Genomic DNA, 24,608 nt, shown 5'->3' on the forward strand with positions numbered 1-24,608 from the left:
GGTGCAACTGGGAAAACTTCTCGGCAACGAAGATGAAACCCAGATCACCGGCTTCGCCATCGATCATCGCAAGGTCGCGCGCGGTGCAGTGTTTGGGGCGTTCCGGGGTGCGCGTTTCAACGGAGAGGATTTCATCGCCGATGCGGTGGCATCCGGCGCAGCGGCGGTGGTCGCGCGGCCGGAAGCCACGGTCGAAGGTGCCGTACATATAAAAGCTGACGAACCGCGCGAGCGTTTCGCCCGGCTGGCTGCGCGGTTTTACGGCCCGTTTCCGGAATACACGGTGGCTGTCACGGGTACGAACGGCAAGACCTCTACGGTGGAACTGGTGCGCCAGTTGTGGCGCTTTGCCGGACATAATGCCGCCAGCATCGGCACGCTGGGCGTCACGACCAGCGAAGGACAGGTTTCGACCGGCCTGACGACGCCCGACATCGTCACCTTCCTTTCCAACATGGCCGGTTTGCAGCGGGAGGGCGTGACCCACGCCGCCTTTGAGGCGTCAAGCCATGGCCTGTCGCAATATCGCACTGAGGGCCTGCCGGTCGCTGCTGCTGCATTTACGAACCTGTCGCGCGATCATCTGGACTATCATGGTACGATGGACGCCTATTTTGAGGCAAAGATGCGCCTGTTCCAAGAGGTTGTCGGCGATGGCGGCGCGGCGGTGATCTGGGCCGACGACGATCGCTCCGCCCAGGTGGCGCGGATCGCGCAAGAGCGTGGCCTTCACATCATTTCCGTGGGACGACATGGCGATACGTTAAAGCTGCGCGAACAGACACCGACGCACCTGGGGCAGATGCTGAAGATCGAGGCAGGGGGCGACGTTCACACCGTCAATCTGCCGCTGATCGGCGCATATCAGGCCGCCAACGCGCTCGTCGCCGCTGGATTGGCCATCGCGTTGGGAGCGGATGTTCGGTCAACGCTGGCCAATTTGCAACGTGTCGTGCCGGTGCGCGGTCGTTTGGAGCGGGTCGCGCTGTCTAAGGCCGGTGTGCCGATCTATGTCGATTATGCTCATACGCCGGACGCCATCGCTGCTGCGTGCGAAGCGCTGCGGCCGCATACCGACGCCCGGCTGCACCTGGTATTCGGTGCTGGCGGGGACCGCGACCCGGGAAAGCGCGGCCCGATGGGTGCGATTGCGCGGGAAAAAGCAGACGAGCTTTACGTAACCGATGACAATCCACGTGGGGAGGATCCTGCCACTATAAGGGCGGCAATACTGGCTGAGACCGGGCCGGCGCAGGAGTTTGCCGACCGTCGGGAGGCAATCCGCGCCGCCATCGTGTCCGCCGCAACTGGCGACGTCGTGCTGATCGCCGGTAAGGGACACGAGCAGGGACAGATCGTCGGCGATCGTGTCCTGCCCTTCGATGATGTGGCCGTCGCCCGGGAAGTGGCGTCATGAGCCCTGACCTGTGGACCTCCACCGAAATCGCTGCGGCGACGGGTGGGACCGCACACGGAGATTTTAGCGTCGATGCCGTGACCTTTGACAGCCGTGAAGTCATCGGCGGTGAATTGTTCGTCGCGATGAAGGGTGCCGAGACGGACGGTCATCGCTTTGTCGCCAGCGCGGTATCCCGTGGCGCCGCCGGATGTCTTGTGTCTCAACCCATTGAAACGCCTCATGTCCTGGTAGAGGATGGCTTTGCCGCGTTGCAGGCACTCGGCAGGGTGGCCCGCGCGCGCACGGATGCGACGATCATCGGCGTAACCGGCAGCGTCGGTAAGACGAGCGTGAAGGAAGCGCTGAAAATGGCGCTTACGGAGGCGGCGCCCGCTGCGACGCATGCCTCGGTTAAAAGCTATAATAACCATACCGGCGTGCCGCTCAGCCTCGCGCGCATGCCGACGGATACCAGGTTCGGCATATTCGAGATGGGAATGAATCATGCTGGCGAACTGGCCGCTCTGACCCGCCTTGTTCGGCCCAACATTGCAATCGTCACCGCCATCGCCTCTGCACACCGGGAATTTTTCGACAGCGAAGAAGCTATTGCCGATGCGAAGGCCGAGATATTCGAGGGGCTGGAACCCGGCGGTACGGCGATCCTTCCGTTCGACAGTCCGCACTTTGCACGGCTGAAGCAGCATGCCGAACGTTATGCCGCCCGCATCCTGACCTTCGGCCTGAATGAGGGGGCCGATGTGCGTCCGCTGCGGTCGGCGGAAATCGACACGGGAACGGTTTTGCAGATATCGATTAACGATCAGCAGATCGGCTTCACGCTTAGGCAACCGGGTCTTCACTGGCAGCGCAATAGCCTCGCCGTGCTCGCCACCGCTTATGCCGCAGGTGCCGATTTGACCGCCGCCGCGCTGGGACTGGCGCAGATGCGCGGGCTGCAGGGGCGCGGCGCCCAGCATGTCATCAATTGGCAGGGCGGCGAGGTGCGACTGTTGGACGAAAGCTATAATGCGAACGACGCCTCCATGCGCGCGGCCCTTGAGGTCTTGCGGGACGCACCAACGCCGGGACGCCGCATCGCCGTCCTCGGCGCGATCGGTGAACTGGGCACGGAATCGGAGAAGATCCACGGCGCGCTGGCAGAGCCGATTGCAGATTCCGGCGCCAGTCCCGTTCTGCTGCTGGGCGAGGAAATGCGCGCGCTGGCGGATGAGATTGGCGCCGAGCATCTGGAGAGCGCGGTAGGTGCGGAAGACTGGTTGCGCGATACGCTGAAGGCTGGTGATACGGTACTGATAAAGGGGTCGAACTATCACGGCCTCTCCCGCCTCGTTGCGGCATTCACGGGGGCCGATGCCTGATGTTCTACCACATTGCCGACGCGTTTCAGTTCGAGGGGGTATGGAACCTCTTTCGCTATATCACCTTCCGCAGTGGTGCGGCGGTGATGACGGCGCTGGCGATAGGGCTGTTGATCGGGCCGCGAATGATCCGCTGGCTGGCCTCCAAGCAGGGTAAGGGACAGCCGATCCGCGAAGACGGGCCGGCGAGCCATCTGCTTACGAAGCGCGGCACGCCCACCATGGGCGGCCTGATGATCCTGGTGGCCTTGACCGTTTCGACGCTGCTGTGGGCGCGGCTCGACAGTCTCTTCGTTCTGACATCCCTATTCGTCACGCTGGGCTTTGCGCTGATCGGCTTCTCCGACGATTACAGCAAGGTTTCCAAGGGAACGCACAAGGGCGTCAGCGGCCGGACCCGCTTATTGTTCGAATTCATTATCGCCGGGATTGCCTGCTGGCTGATCGCGGACAAGACCGACACGGCGCTTTATCTGCCCTTCTTTTCCGTGGGTCTCGAAATGGGGCCGTTTTATATCCTGTTTGCGGCCTTCATCGTAACCGGCTTTGGCAATGCGGTGAACCTGACGGACGGCCTTGACGGCCTGGCGACATTTCCTGTGATCATCGCGGTTCTGACATTTGGCGTCATCGCTTACCTGGTGGGGAATACCAGATTTTCTGACTATCTCGGCATTCTTTACGTAGAGGATGCGGGGGAACTCATCGTCTTCTGCATGGCCATTATCGGGGCATGTCTGGCCTTTCTTTGGTACAATGCGCCGCCCGCTGCCGTCTTCATGGGCGATACGGGCAGTCTGGCATTGGGCGGCGCACTTGGGACGGTAGCGGTCGTGACCAATCACGAACTGGTCCTTCTGGTCGTCGGTGGGCTCTTCGTGCTGGAAACGGTCAGTGTCATCGTGCAGGTCGCCAGCTTCAAGATGACCGGCAAGCGCGTATTCCGCATGGCTCCGATCCATCACCATTTCGAGGCGCTTGGCTGGGCGGAATCGACGGTCGTCATCCGTTTCTGGATCGTTTCCATTGTGCTTGCGCTGGCGGGCCTCGCGACTCTGAAGCTCAGATGATTACCAGCGCGGTCTTTTCCGGAAAGAGCTTTCACGTTCTCGGCCTGGCGCGCACGGGCCTCAGCACAATTGAGGCGCTGACGGCATCGGGTGCGAGCGTCGATGCGTGGGACAGCCGGGAGGAGGCGCGCGCTGCGCTGCCTGAGGGCGTCGATGCCGTCGATCCGATGGAGGCGGATTTGCGCGCGTACGATGCGCTGGTCGTCTCACCGGGTGTGCCGCTGAACACGCATCCGCTCAGCGACCGCGCGCGCCGCGCGGGTGCGCCGATCATCGGCGACATAGAATTGTTCGCCCAGGCGCGCGCTGACCTGCCGCCGCACAAGGTGGTCGGTATCACCGGCACGAACGGCAAGTCGACCGTCACTGCCCTTATCCATCATGTGGTGGCAGAGGCGGGGTTTCCGGCAATCATGGGCGGCAATATCGGGCTACCAATCCTGTCGCAGGAGCCGCTGACCCCGAATGCGGTGGGCGAGGGCGTCTATGTGCTGGAACTGTCCAGCTACCAGATCGACCTGACGCGCAGTCTGGCGTGCGATATTGCCGTGCTTTTGAATATCACACCCGATCATCTGGATCGTTACGATGGATCTGTGGCCGCCTATGCCGCGTCGAAGGCGCGCCTGATCCAGATGCTGAGCGGTAAGGGTAGGGCAGTGGTGGCCGGCCGCGATCCGTTCTCCACCTCTATCGCGCGCGCACATGACGATCGCATCCTTCCGGTGGGCGAGGCGCTTCTTGATCGGCAAGAGGACTGGCCCGGCCTGGCCGGGCCGCACAATCGACAGAATGCCGCTGCGGCGATAGCGGCGCTGCGTGCGCTGGGGCTTTCAGATCAGGAGATACTGACTGGATTTTCCAGCTTTTCCGGTCTGCCGCACCGGATGGAGCAGCTCGGCGTCGTCAACGGCGTTCGCTACATAAACGATTCCAAGGCGACGAACCCTGAAAGCGCGGCACCTGCGCTCGCTGCGTTCGAGCATGTCCACTGGATTGCCGGCGGACGGGCGAAGGGTGCCGATCTCGATGCTTGTATCCCGTTCCTGGGGAATGTCGGCACTGCTTATCTGATCGGCGAATCCGTGCCGGTTTTCGCCGAGGCGCTGCGGGGCAAGGTGCCAGAGATCGTAGAGGCGGGGACACTCGCCAATGCCTTTCAGATCGCGACTGCCAAGGCCGACGCCGGCGACACGATCCTACTGTCGCCTGCCGCAGCCTCCTTCGACCAGTTTCGCGATTTCGAACATCGCGGCGATGAATTCAGGACTCTCGTGGAAAGGTTGGGGGCGTGAAGCCGGGGGATATTTTCAGTCGCAGCGACCGGACGGTGTTGGGGCGGTGGTTCTGGACCATTGACCGGCCGCTGCTCGGCATGGTGCTTATTCTGATTGCGATTGGCATGATTGCCGTCGCCGCCGCGTCGCCCGCCGCGGCCGAGCGGCTGTCGGGCGCCAATTTCACCTATGACGCCATGTTCTTCCTGAAGCGGCAGATCATGTGGGTGCTGCTGGGCCTGCCCGTCCTGCTGGGTGTTTCCATGCTGCCAAAAGCCTGGACAAAGAGGCTGGCCATCATCGGCACGGGGCTTGGCATGCTGGCGCTGGCTGTGCTTCCGTTCGTGGGGGCGGAGGTGAATGGCGCGGTACGCTGGCTGACCATCGGCGGTCAGAATGTGCAGCCGTCGGAATTTCTGAAACCGATGTTCATCGTTGCGTCCGCCTGGATCCTGGCGCTGCGGTTCGACGATCCGAAGGTGCCTGCCCTGCCTGCCTCCGCTCTGGCGCTGGTGCTGGTCGCCGCGTTGCTGATGCTGCAACCCGATGTGGGGCAAACCGCCCTGTTTTCCGCCGTATGGATCGCGCAGGCCTTCATTGCCGGTCTCAGCCTGACCCTGCTGGCCGTGCTGGGCGTTCTGGCGGTGGCGTGCCTTGGCCTCGCATATTTGTTTGTGCCGCACGTCACCAGCCGTATCGACCGGTTCCTGACGGGGGAGGGCGACAATTATCAGGTCGAACGTGCCGTCGACGCCATTCGCTCCGGGGGATTTTTCGGTACTGGCCCCGGTGAGGGACAGGCTAAGTTCAGCCTGCCCGAACCGCACACCGACTATATCTTCGCGGTGATCGGTGAAGAGTTCGGCATGATTGCCTGCCTGCTGATCGCCTGCCTGTTCCTGGCAATCGTCGTGCGCGTGCTGACGCAATTGTTCGAGGAGGATGATCCCTTTGTGACGCTGGCGGCGACTGGTCTGGTAGTGCAGATCGGCCTGCAGGCCTTCATCAATATGGGTGTCGCGACGAATCTGTTGCCGTCGAAGGGCATGACCCTGCCGTTCATATCACATGGCGGCTCCAGCTTTATCGCGCTTTGTATTGGGACCGGCATGTTGCTGTCACTGACCCGGCGCAGCCGATTCATGAAGCCGATTTCCTCCGTCCGACTTGCGCCTGCATGAGTGGCGGCCATTTCCTTGTCGCCGCCGGGGGTACGGGGGGACATATGGTGCCCGCCCATGCCGTTGCCCGCGAACTGGAAAGACGCGGGCATCGTGTCAGCCTGATTACCGATGCGCGTGGAGCGCGCCTGCCGGGCCTGTTCGAGGGTAACGCCCGTCACATCGTCGATGCCGCTACCATCGGTCGCAATCCGCTGAAATGGCCAGGTGCCATGTGGAAAATCGCCAGCGGACGGCGCCAGGCGAAAAAGATTCTGTCCGACGATCCGGCGCTCGCCGTTATCGGGTTTGGCGGATATCCGGTTTTGCCTGCCATGTTGTCGGCTGCCAAGGCGGGCGTGCCGACGCTGATTCACGAACAGAATGCCGTTCTTGGCCGCGTCAATCGCGTCCTGCAGTCGCGCGTCGATGCCATCGCCACCAGCTTTGCAGAAACACGGCAATTGGCGGCGGTCGAAAAGGCGACGCTGACCGGCAACCCCGTGCGCGCGGACGTGGCCGCTCTCGCGGATGCGCCGTTTCCGCCCTTCGACGACTTGCTGCCTTTGCGCATATTGGTACTCGGCGGATCGCTGGGGGCGACCATCCTTTCGCAGGTGGTGCCGCAGGGGCTGGCGCTGCTGCCGCTGCCGCTGCGTCAGCGCCTGACCGTGACACAGCAGGCAAGGGAAGAGGATATTTCCGATGTCGCCGCCGCCTATCGCGACAGCGGCATCCCCGCGGACCTTTATACCTATATGGAGGATGTGCCCGCCGCGCTTGCGCGGGCGCATCTGTTCATAGGCCGCGCGGGCGCATCGACCATTGCGGAATTGACGGCGGCGGGGCGGCCTGCGATCCTTGTGCCGCTGCCGATAGCCACCGATGACCATCAGGCTGCGAATACAGCGGAAATGGTTGCCGCGGGCGGTGCTGCCATGCTCAGGCAAACAGCATTCACGCCAGAGGCGCTGGCTGCCCAGATTGCTGCGATGGTGGCACAGCCAGAGGCGCTGGCGAATGCCGCCGCCTGCGCCAAGTCGGTGGGACGGCCGGATGCGGCGTCGCGTGTCGCCGATATTGCCGAAGCGCTCGGCCAGTAAATGAAGGATAGATTGTGACCACTGCCGCACCCATTGTCGAACGCCGCGCCCAGGCGCGCTTTTCAAAGGCGATCGGAACGATCCATTTCGTCGGCATTGGCGGTATCGGCATGTCGGGCATTGCCGAGGTAATGAAGAATCTGGGCTATGACGTTCAGGGATCGGACATAGCCGAAAGCTCGAAGGTCGAATCCTTACGCGAACTAGGCATTCACGTTCATATCGGCCACCAGGCGGAGAATATCGACGGTGTTAGCGTCGTCGTGGTGTCGACGGCGATCAAGCGCGGCAATCCAGAGATTGTGGCGGCGCTGGAAAAACGCATCCCTGTCGTTCGCCGCGCGGAAATGCTTGCCGAGCTGATGCGCCTGAAATCGAATGTCGCAATTGCCGGCACACATGGCAAGACGACGACGACGTCCATGGTGGCAGCGCTGCTCGATTCCGGCGGCATGGACCCTACGGTCATCAATGGCGGTATCATCAACGTATACGGCACCAATGCCCGAGTCGGGAAATCCGACTGGATGGTGGTGGAGGCGGACGAAAGCGATGGGTCGTTCCTGCGGCTGCCGCCGACGCTGGCCATCGTTACCAACATCGATCCCGAACATCTCGATCATTACGGCGATTTCGACACGATCAAGCGGGCCTTCGTCGAATTTGTGGAGCACGTGCCCTTTTACGGGGCTGCATTTCTCTGCATCGATGACAAGGATGTGCAGGCCGTTCTGCCGCAAGTGCGCGATCGCCGCGTGGTGCCCTATGGTTTCAGCGCGCAGGCGGATATTCGAGGCGAGAATATCCGCCCTGAGCCCGACGGCAATCGCTTCGATGTGATCATCCGCGAACGTGACGGAGAATCACGAAAGCTGGAGGATATTTTCCTGCCCATGCCGGGCCGGCACAATGTCCAGAATGCTCTCGGCGCAATCGGCGTCGCGCTGGAACTGGGTCTGACTGACGAGGCAATCCGGGAGGGTTTCGCGCGCTTTGGCGGCGTGAAACGGCGCTTCACCCGCGTCGGGGTCGTCGATGGCACGCTGATCATCGACGATTATGGCCATCATCCTGTGGAGATAAAGGCCGTGCTGCAGGCCGCGCGCGAATCCGCGAAGGGCCGCGTCATCGCCGTGTGCCAGCCGCACCGCTATACGCGGCTGCGCGATCACATGGATGACTTCGCGACCTGCTTCAACGATGCCGACATCGTCTATGTCACGCCCGTTTACGAGGCGGGAGAGCAGCCCATCGAGGGAATATCCGCCGAAACGCTGGTCGAGCGACTGAAGCAGGCGGGACATCGCGAAGTGGCCATCGTTCAGAACGCCGAAGATCTTGCGAAAACGCTTGCTGGCGTCGTGCGACAGGACGACCGGGTTATCTGCCTTGGCGCGGGCGACATCACCAAATGGGCCGCCGGTCTGGCCGACACCATTCGTCTCGCGCGCGCCGGAACGATTTGAAGAGGGAGGGCGAACCGCACATCATGGCCACCCTTCCCCCCGTACGCGGCACGCTGGAGGCAAAGGCGGACCTGTCGGGTTTCATCTGGTTCCGGACAGGTGGACCGGCCGAACATTTGTTCCGTCCCGCCGATCTGGATGACCTCAGCAGCTTTCTGCGCGCGCTCGATCCCGCAGTCCAAGTCATGCCGGTAGGCGTCGGCTCGAACCTCATCGTCCGATCCGGCGGCGTTCCGGGGGTCACCATTCGTTTGCCAAAGGCGATGGGAAAGATCGCGGTCGATAACATGCTGGTCCGGGCGGGCGGCGCGGCGATGGGCATTTCCGTCGCATCGGCCGCGCGCGACGCAGGTGTTGCGGGGCTGGAATTTCTGCGGGGTATCCCCGGCACCGTTGGCGGCGCGGTCCGCATGAACGCCGGTGCCTATGGCAATGAGGTTGCCGATATTCTGGTGGAGGCGAAGATCGTGCGACGCGATGGCAGCGTCGATACGCTGGCCGCGGCGGGGCTCAATTATGAATATCGCCATTCCAATCTCGGCGCCGGGGACATCGTCGTAGAGGCGGTTTTCCAGGGGCGGCCCGGTGATCCTGCCGCTATTGGCGCCCGCATGGACGAAATCCAGCAACAGCGGGAAGCCTCTCAGCCGACACGCACGCAAACGGGCGGCTCGACCTTCAAGAACCCCCATGGGCGCAAGGCGTGGCAACTGGTCGATGCCGCCGGTTGTCGCGGTCTTGAGGTTGGCGGCGCTCAGGTCAGTGAGAAACATGCGAATTTCCTGATCAACACCGGAACGGCGACCGGCAATGCCATCGAGGATCTGGGCGAGGAGGTGCGCGCCCGCGTTCGCGATGAGTTCGGCGTCGATCTGGAATGGGAAATTCAACGGGTAGGGACGCGATGACTGCGAAGCTGAAGGTATGCGTCCTGATGGGCGGTTGGTCCGCAGAGCGAGAGGTGTCGCTATCGTCCGGGAAGGGCGTTGCAGATGCGTGCCGTTCGCTTGGCCACGATACGCATGAAGTGGATATGGGGCGCGACGTGGCGCGCACATTGTCCGACCTGGCCCCCGACATCGTTTTCAACGCGCTTCACGGAGTTCCGGGGGAAGACGGCGCCGTGCAGGGCATGCTGGACATGCTGGGCCTGCGGTACACGCATTCGGGCCTCGCCGCCTCGGTCGTTGCCATTGACAAGGAATTGACGAAGCGCGTTCTGGTGCCGGCCGGCATCCGCATGCCGCAGGGAAAACTGGTCCGTTCGGAAACCCTCTTCGCGGCTGACCCGCTGCCGCGCCCCTATGTTCTGAAGCCGGTCAATGAGGGGTCGTCGGTGGGGATCGCCATCGTCACCGATGAATCGAATTATGGTCAGCCGATCGCTCGCGGTACGCCCGGGCCCTGGCAGGATTTCGCGACACTGCTTGCGGAGCCGTTCGTCGGCACGCGCGAGCTGACGGTCAGCATTCTTGGCGACGAGCCGCTGGCCGTTACAGAGCTGGTGCCCGTGCGCGGGTTTTACGATTATGAGGCGAAATATACAGAGGGCCTGACCGACCACCGTTGCCCCGCCGACCTGCCCGCAGAGGTTCGCGATCGTGCGATGGCCGATGCCCTGAAGGCGCATCGCCTGCTCGGCTGCGCCGGGGTCAGCCGTTCCGACTTCCGCTATGATGATACCGGGCCAGAGGGGCTGTTCCTTCTGGAAACGAATACACAGCCGGGCATGACGCCGCTTAGTCTGGTGCCCGAACAGGCGCGCTATCGCGGTATCAGCTATGAACAGTTGGTTCAGCGCATCATTGACGAGGCGCTAAAGAGTGAAAACGCCTCATGAGCGAGCGCGTCGTCCTGAAACGCGGAAAGCCCGCACCGAAATCGCGCCGCGCGCCCGCTGCGGCGAAACGACCGCCGGTGCGCCGCAGGGTGAAGTCGCCGCGCCCCTGGCTGGCGCCGACGGTCGCCACCATCGTCGCCTGCGGCGCGCTGGGCGCGGCATGGCTGTATCAATTGCCTGAAAGGCTTTGGCTGGGGGCGGCGCGCGGGGTTGCGCTGGCAGGTTTCGAAGTCCGCGAAGTCGAAGTGACGGGCACCAAGGAAATGTCGCAGCTGCCGTTTTACACGGCCGCGCTCGATGGCGCATCGGATTCCATGCTGCTGGTCGATCTGGACAACGTGAAATATCAGGTCGAGCTGCTGCCGTGGGTCGATCAGGCAAGCGTTGGCCGCGTGCTGCCCGACCGCCTGCTGATCGACATTACCGAACGCAAGCCTGCTGCCATCTGGCAGAATGACGGTAAATACCGGCTGATCGATTTGGACGGGCAGGTCCTGCCGACCGATCATCTGGAGCGTTTCACGCACCTGCCTTTGATCGTCGACGATGGCGCGGACAAGCATGTGCGCGGTCTGGTGACGATACTGGCGCAATATCCGGCCCTTGCCGAACATTTCGAAAGCGCGGTGTGGCGCAGCGGTCGCCGCTGGGACATTATCCTGAAATCAGGCGAAACGGTCATGCTACCCGAGGGAGACGGATCAGTTCGCAGGGCGCTGGATGCATTCGTCCGCCTGGAACGCGACACGGGCCTGACCGGACGCGGCTTTCGGTCGCTCGATTTTCGGGTGGCCAAGCAGATGATCGTACGCCGCGGAGATTCCGACAGCGATCCGCTGATGACGGTAGAAGGTACGGAGATATGAGCCGCAAGGCACCCAAGCTGCGCGGAGAAAAAACCGTCGCGGTGCTGGATGTTGGTTCCTCGAAGGTCGCCGCCCTCATCGCGCTGGTGGGGCCGGAGGAGGATGCCCCCCGCGTGATCGGCGTGCATCAGCTTGCCTGTCGGGGCATGAAGAACGGCCTCGTTTCCGACCTTGGCGCCGTCGAGGCCGCCGTCAGGCAGGCAATGGCCAAGGCCGAGCAGAATGCCGGCGTTACCGTCAGCGATGTGACGGTGTCAGTATCGGCAGGCGGCATCGACAGCGATCTGGCGACGGTAGAGGTCGATATTGGCGGGCAGCGGATCGAGCGTGCTGACCTCGATCATGTCCACGCAGAGGCGAAGGCAGAGATCGAACCGGGTGGCAAGATCATCCTGCATGCCGAGCCCGCTCTCTATACGCTCGACGGACAGAATGCCGTAATGAACCCGCTCGGCCTGCACGCGGAGACGCTGGGCGTTGCAATCCACATTCTCAGCGCCGACCGGGCGCCCATGCAGAACCTGGAAACGGCGGTCAGAAGCGCGGACCTGAATGTCGCGCGACTGGTAGTGGCGCCGGTCGCTGCGGCCCGCGCTTGCCTGTCGGCGCAGGAGCGCGATCTTGGCTGCGCCCTGATCGACCTGGGTGCCGGCCGCACAAACATCGCGATTTTTGCGCAAGGGATGATGGCGGGGTTTTCCTCGATTCCGATGGGCGGTGAGGATGTGACGGCGGACATCGCGAGCGCGCTTGGCACGCCGCTGGTGGCGGCGGAACGGCTGAAGGCGCTGAAGGGCTCCGCCAATTCGGTCCCGCGCGACAATCATGAACGGATCGACGTAGAAGGGCTGGAGGGCGGCGGCGCGCTGTATCAGCGGCCGCGCGCCGAACTGATCCAAGCCATTCGCGGGCGTCTGGACGTGCTGTTCGGGCTGGTCGAGGACAGATTCGACGAACTGGGGTTCAAAGGACCGCGTGCACGGCAGGTGGTCCTGACCGGTGGCGGGGCGGCCCTTGCGGGTATCGACGATTATGCCGAAGGTGTGCTTGGCCGTCACGTGCGGGTAGGTTCTCCGTCTGGTCTGACGGGATTTCCGGAACAGCAGCGGGCCAGCGCATTCAACGTCCTGACCGGGCTTGCGCTGATAGCATCGGAGGAGGCGCCCCGTTTCTGGGATCGCCAGCAGACCAGTTTCGCACCCGTCGAAGGTACGGGCTTCCGGAAAATGCTGAAAATGCTGAAGCAAAACATTTGAACAGGCTCACTTTAGGGATTCACGGCGACTCGCGGAATTGCTACGGTTGCCAGGACAGGAAACGAGGAGCGCATCATGGTTGAGTTCGAGCGTCCGGAACTTACGGAATTGAAGCCCCGCATCGCGGTCGTCGGCGTCGGCGGAGCGGGCGGAAACGCGGTAGCGAACATGATCGATTCCGGCCTGGAAGGCGTCGAATTCTGTGTTGCGAATACAGATGCACAGGCGCTTGCCGCCAGCGCGGCTGCCACGCGGATTCAACTGGGGCACAAGATTACCCAGGGTCTTGGCGCAGGTGCGCGCCCGGAAATCGGCCGCGCCGCCGCAGAGGAAAATCTCGACGAGATCGAGGCGGCTCTCGGCTCCGCGCATATGTGTTTCATCACGGCCGGCATGGGCGGCGGTACCGGTACGGGCGCGGCGCCCGTAATCGCACAGCAAGCGCGTGAACGCGGCATCCTGACCGTGGGTGTCGTTACCAAGCCATTCAACTTCGAAGGCGCGAAGCGCCAGCGGGCGGCGGAAACCGGCATTGCCGAACTGCAAAAGCATGTCGACACGCTGATCGTCATTCCCAACCAGAACCTGTTCATGATCGCCAGCCCATCGACAACGTTCAAGGAAGCGTTCCAGATGGCGGACCAGGTTCTGCATCAGGGCGTTCGCGGCATTACCGACCTGATGATGATGCCGGGCCTCATCAATCTGGACTTCGCCGACGTCCGCACGGTCATGTCCGAAATGGGCAAGGCCATGATGGGTACGGGCGAGGCAGAGGGCGAAGGCCGCGCGATCGAGGCAGCGAACAAGGCCATTTCGAACCCGCTGCTGGACGAGGTTTCGCTTCGCGGTGCGAAGGCGCTGTTGATCAATATTACGGGCGGCGACGATATGGGCCTGATGGAGGTCGACGAGGCCGCCAATCATATTCGCGACATGGTCGATCCGGACGCCAACATTATTTTTGGGTCCGCGTTCAATGCCGAGCTTAACGGCAAGCTGCGCGTATCCGTCGTTGCCACGGGTATCGACGCCGAGGCGCGTGACGAGGCGGCGCCGGCGGCAACGCCGAAGCCTGCCTTTGGCACCGTGGCGGGAAGCTTTGGCGGGATGGCGCCCGCTAGCAAGGCGAGTTCGCCCACGCCCGCGCCGAAACCTGCGGAACCGGCGGTGGCCGAGCCTTCCGCTGCTGAGGACATGCCAGATCGGGATGATGTAGAGACGCTGCCAGAAGCAGCTTCCATGGCAGCTCCGACAGTGACCGCCGAGGAAGAACCGCTGCCTCTCGAAGCCGCGGTCGATCAGGCTGTTTCCGAGGAAGAGATTGTGCTGGAGGCACCGCCCTCCATTGCGGATGCTCCCCTCGTACACACCAATGTTACCCCGCTGCGCGCTTCCGAAGATGAGGTCGCAAACGAGGAAGCGGCGGCAGCCGAGCGCCCCTATTCCGAGGATATTCGTCCCACGCGTGAGGCCCCTCCCGCCGCGCCAACCCGCGGTCCCAGCCTGTTCGAGCGCATGACGTCGATCGGCAAGGGTAAGACGGAAGCGAAGCGTTCCCGCGACGACCTTTTTACAAGTGAAGGTGAAAAGGAAGAATCAAAGGGTGATGATCCGCTGGAAATCCCCGCATTCTTCAAGCGGCAGGTGAACGACTAGTTCGCCCTGTCTATTTTGCTCCCTCTCCGGAAGGGGAGGGGGTGTGCCGCGTAACCCGTGCTAATTGAGATGGGCGGCCCCTGATCGGGCCGCCGTTTCGTATTTTGTTTCAGGGAGCGCACCATGCCCGGCCCCCTTTCCGGTCTTCGCATCATTGAAATTGCCGGCATCGGCCCGGGGCCATTTTGTGGCATGATGTTGGCGGATCACGGTGCAGACGTCATCCGCGTCGAACGTGCCGGTGCCAGGCCTGAGCCTCTTCTGGGCCGCAATCGCCGCTCCATCATTGTCGATTTCAAGTCGCCCGAGGGCGCGCAATTGGTCCGCCGCCTGGCGGCGAGCGCGGATGGTTTGTTCGAGGGGTTTCGCCCCGGCGTCATGGAAAGACTGGGCCTCGGTCCCGCCGCCCTGCTGCAGGATAATCCCAGGCTGGTTTACGGCCGGGTGACCGGCTGGGGCCAATATGGCCCATATGCAGATGTCGCGGGCCATGACATCAACTACATCGCCCTGTCCGGCGCGCTCCATGGCTATGGGCGCGCTGGTGAAAAGCCGACGCCGCCCGCGAATATAGTGGGCGATTTTGGGGGCGGGGGCATGCTGTTGGCCTTCGGCATGGTATCGGCCCTGCTGCATGCCGGCAAAACGGGCAAGGGCCAGGTCATCGACGCAGCCATGACGGATGGCTCCGCGCTGCTTTCCAGCATGATCTGGGAATTCAGGGGCACGGGATTCTGGCGCGACGAACGTGGCGTCAATCTGCTCGACACCGGGGCGCATTTTTACGACACATATGAAACCGCCGATGGCAAATATATCGCCGTGGGTGCGATAGAACCGCAATTCTACGCCGAACTGCGCCGCATCACCGGCCTAGGGGATGACGCCGTGCTGGACGATCAAATGAATCCGGCCCACTGGCCTGCGCTAAAGGAGAAGCTGGCGGCGGTGTTCCTGACGAGGACGCGGGACGAATGGGAGAGTCTGTTTGGCAAAACCGACGTTTGCGTCGCCCCCGTCCTGTCGATGGAGGAGGCTGCAGCTCATCCTCACAATGTCACGCGTGAAACCTTTGTAGATGTTGGCGGCATAATGGGCCCGGCGCCCGCGCCGCGTTATTCGTCGACGCAGGTCGACGCGCCGACGCCGCCGACAAAACCCGGCAGCGCTACCCGCGAGATATTGTCGGAGGCAGGGGTGAGCGAAGAAGAATATCACGCGCTGCGTGCGTCGAAAGCGATAGAATAGCTCACCGGTCCGATCAGGCGCTGCTGTTGCTGGTGTCGCAAAGACGACCTGATGGGTCATAGCGTGGCCATGCCATTGCGGTGCCGCTTTCTACCATGGCGCAGTTGAGTTCTGTACCGTCGGGTCGCCAGCACCAGGCGTTGACGCGCCCATAGCTGCGACCGGTCGCTTCACACTGCAGGCGCTGCCTGCCCGCAAGTTCGTTCAAAGCGGCCTTTGCGGCGGCGCCGCTGGCGGTTGGGCAAGGATGTCCAGGACGGCAGGTTTCGTCTAATTCCCTAGCGGCAATTGCCGTCAGCCGTATCTTGGCTCCATTCGCGCAGTAGATCGGGCCATCGCCATCATGAACGCCAGTCACGTCGCAGGTGAAGCGGCCCGGCACCGACGCCTCGGCCGGGTTATCGAAGCGGACCGGCGTCAGCAGCAGAATGAGCGCGAACGTCAGCAGCGCCAGGGGCAGGGCGACGGCAACTGCAAAGCGCGACGTAGACATGGCTTTCGCCTGTGACAGACGTGCCTTAAGACTTCGCAAATGATTCCAGCCAGATTGAACCTGTCGCGCACCCGCGTGCGGCTTCGTTCGTCGTCGGCAAAGGTGGCGCTGGCACCTGCCAACAGGGCAGTGCCGCGAGTTTTGAAGGATGTGCCGAATGAGCAATATCGTGACGCGTTTCGCACCCAGCCCGACGGGCCGCCTGCATGTCGGCAATGTGCGTACTGCGCTGATCAACTGGTTGTTTGCCCGCGCGAATGCGGGACGCTTCATGCTGCGCCTCGATGACACGGACCAGGCGCGATCCCGCCCGGAATATGTCGATGCCATTCGCCAGGATCTGGACTGGCTGGGCCTGTCGCCGGATGGTGAAGTGCGTCAGTCCGATCGTTCGGCGCTTTACGATGCTGCCTTCGATCGTCTGGCGGCGGCGGGGCGCATTTACCCGGCCTATGAAACGGCGGAAGAGCTGGACGTAAAGCGGAAGGTGCAATTATCGCGCCGGCTGCCGCCGGTTTACGACCGTGCCGCCCTTCGCCTGTCGGAAGAGGATCGTGCGCAGTTGGAAGAGGCGGGCACGAAACCGCATTGGCGCTTTCGGTTGGATACCGACGCGGCGATCGAGTGGACCGACCTGGTCCGCGGCCCAGCGCATGTCGATCCGGCCTCGCTAAGTGACCCCGTCGTGCGCCGCGCCGACGGATCCTATCTCTACATGCTGCCAAGTGTCGTCGACGACATTGACATGGGCATTACGCATGTCGTGCGGGGCGAAGATCACGTCACCAATTCCGGCGTTCAACTACAGATGTTCGCGGCCCTGGACGCCCCGCCACCTCGGTTCGCCCATATAAGCCTGCTGACAGGCGCGGAGGGTGGTAAGCTGTCGAAACGTGCCGGCTCCCTCGGCATGGACGAAATCCGTGCTCTGGGAGTCGAGCCGGTAACGATTGCTGCTTTGCTGGCGCGCATCGGCACATCCCGGTCTATTGAACCGGTCGACGATCTGAGCGCGCTGGCGGAGGGTTTCGATTTCACCACCTTCTCTCGCGCGGCGGCCAGGTTCGATGTTGCCGATCTGGTCCCGCTGAACGCAAAGATTGTTCACGGGCTGAATTATGACCGGGTAGCGGACCGCCTGCCAACCGGCATGGATGAACCGGCATGGATGGCGCTGAGGTCGAATGTAGAGATTGTCGGCGACGCCGCCGCGCTTTGGCAGCTCGTGACCGGCCCCGTTAATGCGCAATTTGCGGCGGAGGATCGTGAATTCTTGACCGCTGCGCGCGAGACACTCGCAGCGCTCGATTGGTCCCATGACATATGGCAGCGGTGGACCACCGAGCTGAAGGCGAAAACCGGCCGTAAGGGCAAAGGTTTGTTCATGCCGCTGCGTCAGGCACTGACCGGGCAGGACCACGGTCCGGAGATAGCGGCGCTATTGCCCTTGATTGGCTGCGAGCAGGCGCTGGAGCGACTTGGGAAAGCAGGAGCGTAACGGGGAGCGCCCTTATATCCGGTGATCTCCGCCTATGTGAGAATGACCGGATATAAGGCTTATGCGGTGATAAGCTCAGTAGCCACCGCAGGTGGTGCTAGAGATCTAGCACAAGCCGCGTCGGATCTTCGATGGCTTCCTTCACGCGCACCAGAAACGTTACGGCTTCGCGTCCATCGATCAGGCGGTGATCGTAGCTGAGCGCCAGATACATCATCGGCCGGATGACGACCTGGCCGTCAATGGCAACCGGGCGGTCCTCAATACGATGCATTCCCAGAACGGCCGATTGCGGTGCGTTCAGAATGGGCGTCGACATCAGACTGCCGAATACGCCGCCATTTGAAATGGTGAACGTACCGCCCTGCAGTTCGTCCAGCTTCAGTTCGCCATCGCGGGCACGGCGGCCAAAATCGCCGATTGCCTTCTCGGTTTCGGCAAAGGTGAGAGCATTGGCGTTCTTCAGGATCGGAACGACAAGGCCGCCCGGAGAGGAAACGGCAATGCCGATATCTGCATAGTCGCGATAAACGATATCGTCGCCGTCGATCATCGCATTGACGCTGGGCACGTCCTGCAGCGCCAGGGAACATGCCTTCGTGAAAAACGACATGAAGCCCAGCCGGACGCCGTGTTTTTTCTCGAACGTGTCCTTGTACTTCTCGCGCGCCTCCATGACGGCGGTCATGTCAACATCGTTGAAGGTTGTCAGCATGGCTGCTGTATTCTGCGCTTCCTTCAGGCGGGATGCGATTGTCTTCCTGAGGCGCGACATGCGCTTGCGTTCTTCGTTGCGGCCCCCGTCAGGGGCGGGTGCAGCCGAGGAAGAGCTAGAACTAGAGGCTGCCGGCGCGGATTTCTTCGCCTCTGCGCCCTTGTCTCCACCGGCGATGGCGCGCTGCACGTCTTCTTTCAGCAGGCGGCCTCCCTTGCCGGTGCCCTTTATGTCGGCAGCGTCAAGCTGATGTTCGGAAAGGAGGCGCTTCACCGCCGGCGACAGGGTGTCGTCGCCCGCAGCGCTGTCGTCGTCCTCGGCTGCTTTTGTCTCCGCATCGACCTCCGGAGAGGATGTCGATTTCGCAGGTGAATCCGCTTTCTTCGCGGAGGCGGACCCATCCTTGCTGCCGCCAGCGCCTTCCTCGACGCGCGCGATGATGGCGCCCACCTCGACCTCGTCGCCGACCTCAGCCAGCTGTTCCGACAGGGTGCCGGCGACAGGCGACGGGACCTCGACGGAGACCTTGTCGGTTTCCAGGCTGACGATCGGCTCATCCACCGCCACGCTATCGCCCGGCTGTTTCAGCCATTCGCCGACGGTGGCTTCGGTAACGGATTCGCCGAGGGCGGGGATGGAGACATCGATGGGCATTTTCGAATTCCTTGGATCGGTTGCCATATTCTGGATCAGGCGGTCAGCGCGTCTTCGACCAGTTGTTTCTGTTGTGCGGCATGACGGCTGGCAATGCCAGTGGCGGGCGCCGCGGATGGCTTGCGGCCGGCATAGATCGGCCGCTGGGGCTTACTGTCCGCGCCGTCGAGCGCACGTTCGATATAATGTTCGGTAAAGAACCAATAGCCTTGGTTCTTTGGTTCCTCCTGCGCCCAGACCACGGTTTTCAGGTTCTTCATCCGTCTCAGGCGAATGACCAGCGGGTCGAGCGGGAAGGGATATAGCTGCTCGATCCGAACGATGCTGGTATTTTCAAGCCCGAGTTCGTCGCGGCGTTCCGCAAGGTCGTAATAGACCTTTCCGGTGCACAGGATCAGTCGCTCGACCTTTTCATCGGGAATGTCCATGCGGTCGGACATGATACGCTTGAAATGCGTATCGCCGGAAAGCTCGTCGAGCGTTGAGGTCGCCGCTTTGTTACGCAGCAGCGATTTTGGCGTGAAGATCACCAAAGGTTTACGGAAATCGCGGTGCAACTGGCGCCGCAGGACGTGGAAGTAGTTTTCCGGCGTCGTGGCGTTGACGACCTGCATATTGTCCTCTCCGCACAGCTGCAGGAAGCGCTCGGGCCGGGCGGAACTATGTTCCGGTCCCTGACCCTCATATCCGTGCGGCAGCAGCAGAACCAGACCGTTGGAACGCAGCCATTTGGCCTCGCCCGAGGCGATGAACTGGTCGATGATGATCTGCGCGCCATTGGCGAAATCGCCGAACTGCGCCTCCCACATGACGAGGGACTTGGGATCGGTCAGCGCATAGCCATATTCAAAACCAAGGACGCCATATTCGGACAGCGGACTGTCATAGACCTTGAAGGCGTCATCCACCTCCCTAAGCGGGACGTACTTCTCTCCACTTGCCTGATCGGTCCATACGGCGTGACGCTGGCTGAATGTACCACGGCCGGAATCCTGCCCCGACAGCCGGACGCCATAGCCTTCCGTCAGCAGCGATGCGAACGCCAGGGATTCCGCCGTTGCCCAGTCGATCCCGGCATTTTCCTTCACCGCTTTCACGCGCGCATCCATGACGCGTTTCAGGGTTTTGTGAATGGTGAAATTTTCCGGCACCGCACTGATCTTCGCCATCAGGTCGCGCAGCTTGTCGGCATCAACGCCGGTTATGGCCGCGCGGCGATCGCCTTCCTCTCCGCCCGGTAGTCCAAGACCGACCCAGCGCCCTTCGAACCAGTCCGCCTTGTTGGGCTTGTATCCCGGCGCAGCCTCGAAACTCTCTTCCAGTGAAGCCGAAAACTGATCTTTGACGCCCTGAATCCAGCTGTCGTCGATCAGTCCTTCTTCCTTCAGGCGGTCGGCGTACATCTGGCTGACATGGGGTTTGTTCTTGATCGATTTGTACATCAGCGGCTGGGTAAAGCTGGGTTCGTCGCCCTCATTGTGGCCAAAGCGGCGATAGCACCACATGTCGATGACGACATCGCGGTTGAAGCGGGTGCGAAATTCGGTCGCGACCTTTGTGACGAAGGTCACCGCCTCCGGATCGTCGCCATTTACATGGAATATCGGCGCCTGCACGATCTTGCCCATGTCCGACGGATAGGGGCTGGACCGACCGAATTGCGGGCTGGTCGTAAAGCCGATCTGATTGTTGATGACGAAGTGGATGCAGCCGCCGGTATTATAGCCCTCAACGCCTGAAAAGCCGAAACATTCCGCCACGACCCCCTGCATGGCAAAGGCCGCATCGCCATGCAGCAACAGTGGCACAACCTCGTCGCGCGTCAGATCGCCCCGCAACTGCTGAGCGGCGCGCGTCTTGCCCAGGACGACAGGATCGACAGCCTCCAGATGCGACGGATTTGGCGTCAGCGACAGATGCACCAGATTGCCGTCAAATTCCCGGTCGGTTGAGGTGCCCAGATGATATTTCACATCGCCGGAGCCGCCGACGTCCTCCGGGTTCGATGATCCGCCGGCAAATTCATGAAAGATTGCCTGGAACGGCTTTTGCATGACATTGGCGAGCACGTTCAACCGGCCGCGATGCGACATGCCGATGATGATTTCCTTGGCACCGCCAGCGCCGCCATATTTTATGATGGATTCGAGCGCGGGGACCATCGCCTCGCCGCCGTCCAGGCCAAATCGCTTGGTGCCGACATATTTTCGGCCCAGAAACCCCTCAAACTCTTCGGCTTCGATAAGCTTGTTGAGAATGGCCTTCTTGCCCTGTGGCGTGAAAGTGATTTCCGTGTCGCGGCCTTCGATACGCTCCTGAATGAAGCGGCGCTCCGTCCGGTCGTTTATATGCATGTATTCGGTGCCGACATGGCCGCAATAATTTGACTGCAGGATAGGCACCAACTCGGCAACGGTCGTCGCCTCCAGCCCCATGACACCACCAAGGTGCACGACGCGATGCTGATCGGCGCCGATGAAGCCGTGATGTTCCGGCGTCAGTTCCACCGGCATTTCCCGCTCCGTCAGGCCCAGCGGATCCAGGTCGGCCGCCAGATGTCCGCGTACACGATAGGTGCGGATCAGCATCATCGCGTTCAGGCTGTCGGTTGCCGCTCGCCGGATATCCTCATGGCTGATTTCCCGCCTTTGCGGGTCAGCCTCCGCCACGGCGCCGGTCAGTTTTGGCTTGGGTGCTGCTTCCGGCGTCATTTGCGTGGGGTCGAGCGCGGCAGTCAGCTCGTCGGTCGTCGCGACCGGCCAGTTTTTCTTCTGCCAGGATGGACCAGTCGAATCGGCGACCTTTTCCAGTCCGGCAAAGTATTCTTGCCAGCCCGCATCGACCGAGACAGGATTTTCCGCATATTTGCGATACAGCGCCTCGATAAACCCCGCACCGACGTTTTCCAGACGTTCGTCGAGGGGTGGATTGTCGTCCAGGGCCATATTCGCAATCTGCCTTTCAATTGGCTGGTCGGGCGCGTTCCGCCCTTTATTTCCGGGCGTCGCAATTCGTGGGTTCACTTAGCGTAAGGGGGGTCTGCTTCAACCGGGTTAATCGCCTTTTGATCACGCATCGGGCGTTACCCGGACACGCTCGACGCGGCGCTCATCCGCGGCCAATATCTCAAATCTCCAGCCCTCCGGGTGTTTCAGCGTCGTACCGACGGAGGGAACCTCTCCCGCCAGCATAAAGATCAGGCCACCAAGTGTGTCGATATCGCCGTCGACGGCATCGACTAAATCGCTGCCCAGCCGCTCCTCCAACACGTGAATATCCAGGCGTGCATCCGCCTCATACGCGCCATCCGGCAGTGCGACGATGGATTCCTCTTCCGGATCGTCATGCTCATCCTCGATGTCGCCGACGATTTCTTCGACGATATCCTCTACTGTCACGAGGCCGTCCGTGCCGCCATATTCGTCGACGACGATAGCCATGTGCGTCCGCCCCGCCCGCATCCGCGCGAGAAGATCGAGCACGCGCATGGCGAAGGGAACAAAGAGGACGGGCCGAATGATGGCGTCGAGACGCTGGTCCGCATTGCGTCCGTGCGCAGCCAAAACATTATAGGCGTCCTTGACATGTATCATGCCCAGGACGCTGTCATAATCGCCATTATAAATGGGCAGGCGGCTGTGACCTGCCTCGGCAAAGGCCTGCACCAGCCCGGCAAAGCTGCCGGACGCATCAAAGCCCATGATGTCGCTGCGCGGCACCATGATATCGCCCGCGCGACGCTCGCCGAAATCGAGCAGGTTGCGCAGCATGGTGCGTTCGTCGGAACTGAGGTCGCCGGCGACGGATGTATCGTCGGCGCCATGTTCGTCCAGCGCCTCCTCAATGGATTCGCGAAGCGTTGCATCGCGTCGCCCGAACAGCAATGTCTTCAGGAACCGCATCGCGGGGCGATTGGGGGTCTGGTCAGGCGGTGACGATGCCATGTCTATTGGTCCTCTGCCTCGTCCGGCGCGGCAGGGCGTTCGGCATAGGGGTCGGCAATATTAAGTTTTTTCAGAATGTCCGTTTCCAGCCGCTCCATCACGAGCGCATCAGGCTCATTCTCATGATCATAACCGATCAGATGAAGCGTCCCATGCACGATCAGGTGCACAGCATGATGTTCCAGGGAAACGTCCTTTTCCGCCGCTTCGCGTGCGCAGGTTTCATAGGCCAGGATGATGTCACCCAGCAGGACCTCGCCATCGTCCGAATTGGTCATCGCGGGCAGCAGATCCGCCTGTACCAGCGGAAAGGACAGGACATTGGTCGGCTTGTCCTTGCCGCGATATTGCGAATTGAGTGTCCTGACCTCCGCATCCGTTGACAGCTTCACGGAAACCTCAGTGGTCAGCCGCCCCTCCACCAGATGGGGGTGCTGACTGGCGAGGAGAGCCGCACGCACTGCGGTCGCCGCGCGTTCCCGCCACGCTAAATCGGGCCAGTCATCGCCCTCCGTACTCGCTTCCACCTCAAGCATCATTGCCCTCATATGCGGCGACGATGCGTGCGACGATGGGAGCGCGAACGACGTCAGCCGCGCCGAAGCGAACCGTCGCAGTGCCCTCTATCCCCTCCAGCTTTGACACGGCGTCCGCTAGGCCGGAGCGGCCTGGGTCGGACAGATCGACCTGCTTCGGATCGCCGCACACGACCATGCGGCTGTTTTCTCCGAACCGCGTCAGGAACATCTTCATTTGTTGCGGCGTCGTATTCTGCGCCTCGTCGAGAATTATGAACGAATTGGCAAGTGTGCGGCCACGCATGAAGGCCAGCGGCGCGATCTCTATCTCGCCAGAGGCGATGCGGCGCTCTACCTGATCGGACGGCAACATATCGTAAAGCGCGTCGTATAGCGGCCGCAAATAGGGATCGACCTTTTCCTTCATGTCGCCCGGCAAAAAGCCCAGGCGCTCGCCGGCCTCGACGGCGGGGCGCGACAGGATCAGCCGGTCGACGCTGCCGGTGATCAACTGTGAAACCGCCTGAGCGACGGCGACATAGGTCTTGCCGGTACCGGCTGGCCCCAGGGCAAAGATGATCTCCTCTGCCGCGAGCGCCTGCATATAATGCAATTGCATCGGCGTGCGCGGCACGATGGTTTTCCGGCGCGTGCGAATGACCACTTGCGGGCGTTTTTCCCGCTTTCTCTCAATACCTCCCAGCAAGGGAGCGTCCGCCATGGCAATGGCCGTTTCCACATCGGTTACCGACACGTCGCTGCCCTGCATCAGCTTCTGGTGTAATTCTGTCAGCACGTCGCGCGCCCGCGCAATGGCTTCGGCATTGCCCTCGATCGTGACCTTATCGCCGCGCGCGGCGATATAGACACCAAGCCGGTTCTCGATGGCGATCAGATTCTGATCATATTGGCCAAACAGCGGGCCGAGCAGTTCTGGCCGATCAAATGCGATGTCGAGCCGTGCCGCATCATTTGCCGTAACGACGTCGGGAGAAGAGGCCTTCCGCTTTGGCATTATCGGCCTCGTCCCGCACAAGGGCGGGCGTAACCACGGCCGTTC

Annotated in this window: 20 protein-coding genes; 14 read left to right on the forward strand and 6 right to left on the reverse strand. The window is 61.9% G+C overall.

Annotated features, from left to right (window positions below; all coding sequences use genetic code 11):
* The first annotated feature begins 1 nt into the window (after position 1).
* The 13 genes from ACSMXM_RS00545 (at position 2) to ACSMXM_RS00605 (ending at position 15,726) form a co-directional block, all read left to right on the forward strand.
* Entirely contained in the window at positions 2-1,417 is a 1,416-nt protein-coding gene (locus ACSMXM_RS00545; protein WP_460313015.1) for a UDP-N-acetylmuramoyl-L-alanyl-D-glutamate--2,6-diaminopimelate ligase, read from the forward strand.
* Positions 1,414-2,781, forward strand: a complete 1,368-nt coding sequence (locus ACSMXM_RS00550; RefSeq protein WP_460313017.1) for a UDP-N-acetylmuramoyl-tripeptide--D-alanyl-D-alanine ligase — start codon at positions 1,414-1,416, stop codon at positions 2,779-2,781. The genes ACSMXM_RS00545 and ACSMXM_RS00550 overlap by 4 nt, the downstream gene beginning before the upstream one ends.
* Positions 2,781-3,851 (forward strand): phospho-N-acetylmuramoyl-pentapeptide-transferase, encoded by a 1,071-nt coding sequence (gene mraY / locus ACSMXM_RS00555; protein WP_460313019.1) that lies wholly within the window; start codon positions 2,781-2,783, stop codon positions 3,849-3,851. Before ACSMXM_RS00550 ends, mraY begins: the two co-directional genes overlap by 1 nt.
* A complete protein-coding gene (gene murD / locus ACSMXM_RS00560; protein ID WP_460313021.1) occupies positions 3,848-5,146 on the forward strand; it encodes a UDP-N-acetylmuramoyl-L-alanine--D-glutamate ligase in 1,299 nt (432 codons plus the stop codon). Before mraY ends, murD begins: the two co-directional genes overlap by 4 nt.
* Complete coding sequence (locus ACSMXM_RS00565; protein ID WP_460313023.1) at positions 5,143-6,309, forward strand: FtsW/RodA/SpoVE family cell cycle protein; 1,167 nt, start codon at positions 5,143-5,145, stop codon at positions 6,307-6,309. Before murD ends, ACSMXM_RS00565 begins: the two co-directional genes overlap by 4 nt.
* Positions 6,306-7,391: an undecaprenyldiphospho-muramoylpentapeptide beta-N-acetylglucosaminyltransferase gene (gene murG, locus ACSMXM_RS00570; RefSeq protein ID WP_460313025.1), complete on the forward strand. Its 1,086-nt coding sequence runs from the start codon at positions 6,306-6,308 to the stop codon at positions 7,389-7,391. Before ACSMXM_RS00565 ends, murG begins: the two co-directional genes overlap by 4 nt.
* A 110-nt stretch (positions 7,392-7,501) precedes the next feature.
* Entirely contained in the window at positions 7,502-8,857 is a 1,356-nt protein-coding gene (murC, locus tag ACSMXM_RS00575; RefSeq protein ID WP_460316320.1) for a UDP-N-acetylmuramate--L-alanine ligase, read from the forward strand.
* 23 nt (positions 8,858-8,880) lie between these two features.
* On the forward strand, positions 8,881-9,765 hold the full coding sequence (gene murB / locus ACSMXM_RS00580; protein WP_460313027.1) for a UDP-N-acetylmuramate dehydrogenase: 885 nt from the start codon (positions 8,881-8,883) through the stop codon (positions 9,763-9,765).
* Complete coding sequence (locus ACSMXM_RS00585; RefSeq protein ID WP_460313029.1) at positions 9,762-10,697, forward strand: D-alanine--D-alanine ligase; 936 nt, start codon at positions 9,762-9,764, stop codon at positions 10,695-10,697. Before murB ends, ACSMXM_RS00585 begins: the two co-directional genes overlap by 4 nt.
* On the forward strand, positions 10,694-11,563 hold the full coding sequence (locus tag ACSMXM_RS00590; protein ID WP_460313031.1) for a cell division protein FtsQ/DivIB: 870 nt from the start codon (positions 10,694-10,696) through the stop codon (positions 11,561-11,563). The genes ACSMXM_RS00585 and ACSMXM_RS00590 overlap by 4 nt, the downstream gene beginning before the upstream one ends.
* Entirely contained in the window at positions 11,560-12,819 is a 1,260-nt protein-coding gene (ftsA, locus tag ACSMXM_RS00595; RefSeq protein ID WP_460313033.1) for a cell division protein FtsA, read from the forward strand. Before ACSMXM_RS00590 ends, ftsA begins: the two co-directional genes overlap by 4 nt.
* A 75-nt stretch (positions 12,820-12,894) precedes the next feature.
* Positions 12,895-14,478, forward strand: a complete 1,584-nt coding sequence (gene ftsZ / locus ACSMXM_RS00600) for a cell division protein FtsZ (RefSeq protein WP_460313035.1) — start codon at positions 12,895-12,897, stop codon at positions 14,476-14,478.
* Positions 14,479-14,601: 123 nt separating this feature from the next.
* Positions 14,602-15,726, forward strand: a complete 1,125-nt coding sequence (locus ACSMXM_RS00605) for a CaiB/BaiF CoA transferase family protein (protein WP_460313037.1) — start codon at positions 14,602-14,604, stop codon at positions 15,724-15,726.
* Positions 15,727-15,739: 13 nt separating this feature from the next.
* Here the strand turns inward: ACSMXM_RS00605 and ACSMXM_RS00610 are convergent, their stop codons facing one another.
* On the reverse strand, positions 15,740-16,219 hold the full coding sequence (locus ACSMXM_RS00610; protein WP_460313039.1) for a thermonuclease family protein: 480 nt from the start codon (positions 16,217-16,219) through the stop codon (positions 15,740-15,742).
* A gap of 157 nt (positions 16,220-16,376) precedes the next feature.
* Here ACSMXM_RS00610 and gltX point away from each other — a divergent pair, with 157 nt between their 5' ends.
* Positions 16,377-17,717 carry a glutamate--tRNA ligase gene (gene gltX, locus ACSMXM_RS00615; RefSeq protein ID WP_460313041.1) on the forward strand — a complete coding sequence of 447 codons (1,341 nt, stop codon included), beginning with the start codon at positions 16,377-16,379 and terminating at the stop codon, positions 17,715-17,717.
* A gap of 97 nt (positions 17,718-17,814) precedes the next feature.
* On the opposite strand, the gene odhB is transcribed toward gltX, so the two are convergent.
* The 5 genes from odhB to ACSMXM_RS00640 form a co-directional block, all read right to left on the reverse strand.
* On the reverse strand, positions 17,815-19,086 hold the full coding sequence (gene odhB / locus ACSMXM_RS00620; protein WP_460313043.1) for a 2-oxoglutarate dehydrogenase complex dihydrolipoyllysine-residue succinyltransferase: 1,272 nt from the start codon (positions 19,084-19,086) through the stop codon (positions 17,815-17,817).
* A gap of 35 nt (positions 19,087-19,121) precedes the next feature.
* Positions 19,122-22,031, reverse strand: a complete 2,910-nt coding sequence (locus ACSMXM_RS00625) for a 2-oxoglutarate dehydrogenase E1 component (protein WP_460313045.1) — start codon at positions 22,029-22,031, stop codon at positions 19,122-19,124.
* A 123-nt stretch (positions 22,032-22,154) separates the two neighbouring features.
* A complete protein-coding gene (locus ACSMXM_RS00630; RefSeq protein WP_460313047.1) occupies positions 22,155-23,030 on the reverse strand; it encodes a hemolysin family protein in 876 nt (291 codons plus the stop codon).
* Between the two features lie 2 nt (positions 23,031-23,032).
* Positions 23,033-23,566: an rRNA maturation RNase YbeY gene (gene ybeY / locus ACSMXM_RS00635; protein ID WP_460313049.1), complete on the reverse strand. Its 534-nt coding sequence runs from the start codon at positions 23,564-23,566 to the stop codon at positions 23,033-23,035.
* Complete coding sequence (locus ACSMXM_RS00640; protein WP_460313050.1) at positions 23,559-24,563, reverse strand: PhoH family protein; 1,005 nt, start codon at positions 24,561-24,563, stop codon at positions 23,559-23,561. The genes ybeY and ACSMXM_RS00640 overlap by 8 nt, the downstream gene beginning before the upstream one ends.
* Positions 24,564-24,608 lie beyond the last annotated feature (45 nt).

The organism is Pacificimonas sp. ICDLI1SI03 (genome assembly GCF_054740865.1).

Excerpts from the sequence above, each read along its gene's own strand:
- ACSMXM_RS00550 (WP_460313017.1), top strand. The coding sequence starts at position 1,414 with ATGAGCCCTGACCTGTGGACCTCCACCGAAATCGCTGCGGCGACGGGT.
- mraY (WP_460313019.1), top strand. The coding sequence starts at position 2,781 with ATGTTCTACCACATTGCCGACGCGTTTCAGTTCGAGGGGGTATGGAAC.
- murD (WP_460313021.1), top strand. The coding sequence starts at position 3,848 with ATGATTACCAGCGCGGTCTTTTCCGGAAAGAGCTTTCACGTTCTCGGC.
- murG (WP_460313025.1), top strand. The coding sequence starts at position 6,306 with ATGAGTGGCGGCCATTTCCTTGTCGCCGCCGGGGGTACGGGGGGACAT.
- murC (WP_460316320.1), top strand. The coding sequence starts at position 7,502 with ATGTCGGGCATTGCCGAGGTAATGAAGAATCTGGGCTATGACGTTCAG.
- murB (WP_460313027.1), top strand. The coding sequence starts at position 8,881 with ATGGCCACCCTTCCCCCCGTACGCGGCACGCTGGAGGCAAAGGCGGAC.
- ACSMXM_RS00585 (WP_460313029.1), top strand. The coding sequence starts at position 9,762 with ATGACTGCGAAGCTGAAGGTATGCGTCCTGATGGGCGGTTGGTCCGCA.
- ACSMXM_RS00590 (WP_460313031.1), top strand. The coding sequence starts at position 10,694 with ATGAGCGAGCGCGTCGTCCTGAAACGCGGAAAGCCCGCACCGAAATCG.
- ftsA (WP_460313033.1), top strand. The coding sequence starts at position 11,560 with ATGAGCCGCAAGGCACCCAAGCTGCGCGGAGAAAAAACCGTCGCGGTG.
- ftsZ (WP_460313035.1), top strand. The coding sequence starts at position 12,895 with ATGGTTGAGTTCGAGCGTCCGGAACTTACGGAATTGAAGCCCCGCATC.
- ACSMXM_RS00605 (WP_460313037.1), top strand. The coding sequence starts at position 14,602 with ATGCCCGGCCCCCTTTCCGGTCTTCGCATCATTGAAATTGCCGGCATC.
- ACSMXM_RS00610 (WP_460313039.1), bottom strand. The coding sequence starts at position 16,219 with ATGTCTACGTCGCGCTTTGCAGTTGCCGTCGCCCTGCCCCTGGCGCTG.
- gltX (WP_460313041.1), top strand. The coding sequence starts at position 16,377 with ATGAGCAATATCGTGACGCGTTTCGCACCCAGCCCGACGGGCCGCCTG.
- odhB (WP_460313043.1), bottom strand. The coding sequence starts at position 19,086 with ATGCCCATCGATGTCTCCATCCCCGCCCTCGGCGAATCCGTTACCGAA.
- ACSMXM_RS00625 (WP_460313045.1), bottom strand. The coding sequence starts at position 22,031 with ATGGCCCTGGACGACAATCCACCCCTCGACGAACGTCTGGAAAACGTC.
- ACSMXM_RS00630 (WP_460313047.1), bottom strand. The coding sequence starts at position 23,030 with ATGGCATCGTCACCGCCTGACCAGACCCCCAATCGCCCCGCGATGCGG.
- ybeY (WP_460313049.1), bottom strand. The coding sequence starts at position 23,566 with ATGCTTGAGGTGGAAGCGAGTACGGAGGGCGATGACTGGCCCGATTTA.
- ACSMXM_RS00640 (WP_460313050.1), bottom strand. The coding sequence starts at position 24,563 with ATGCCAAAGCGGAAGGCCTCTTCTCCCGACGTCGTTACGGCAAATGAT.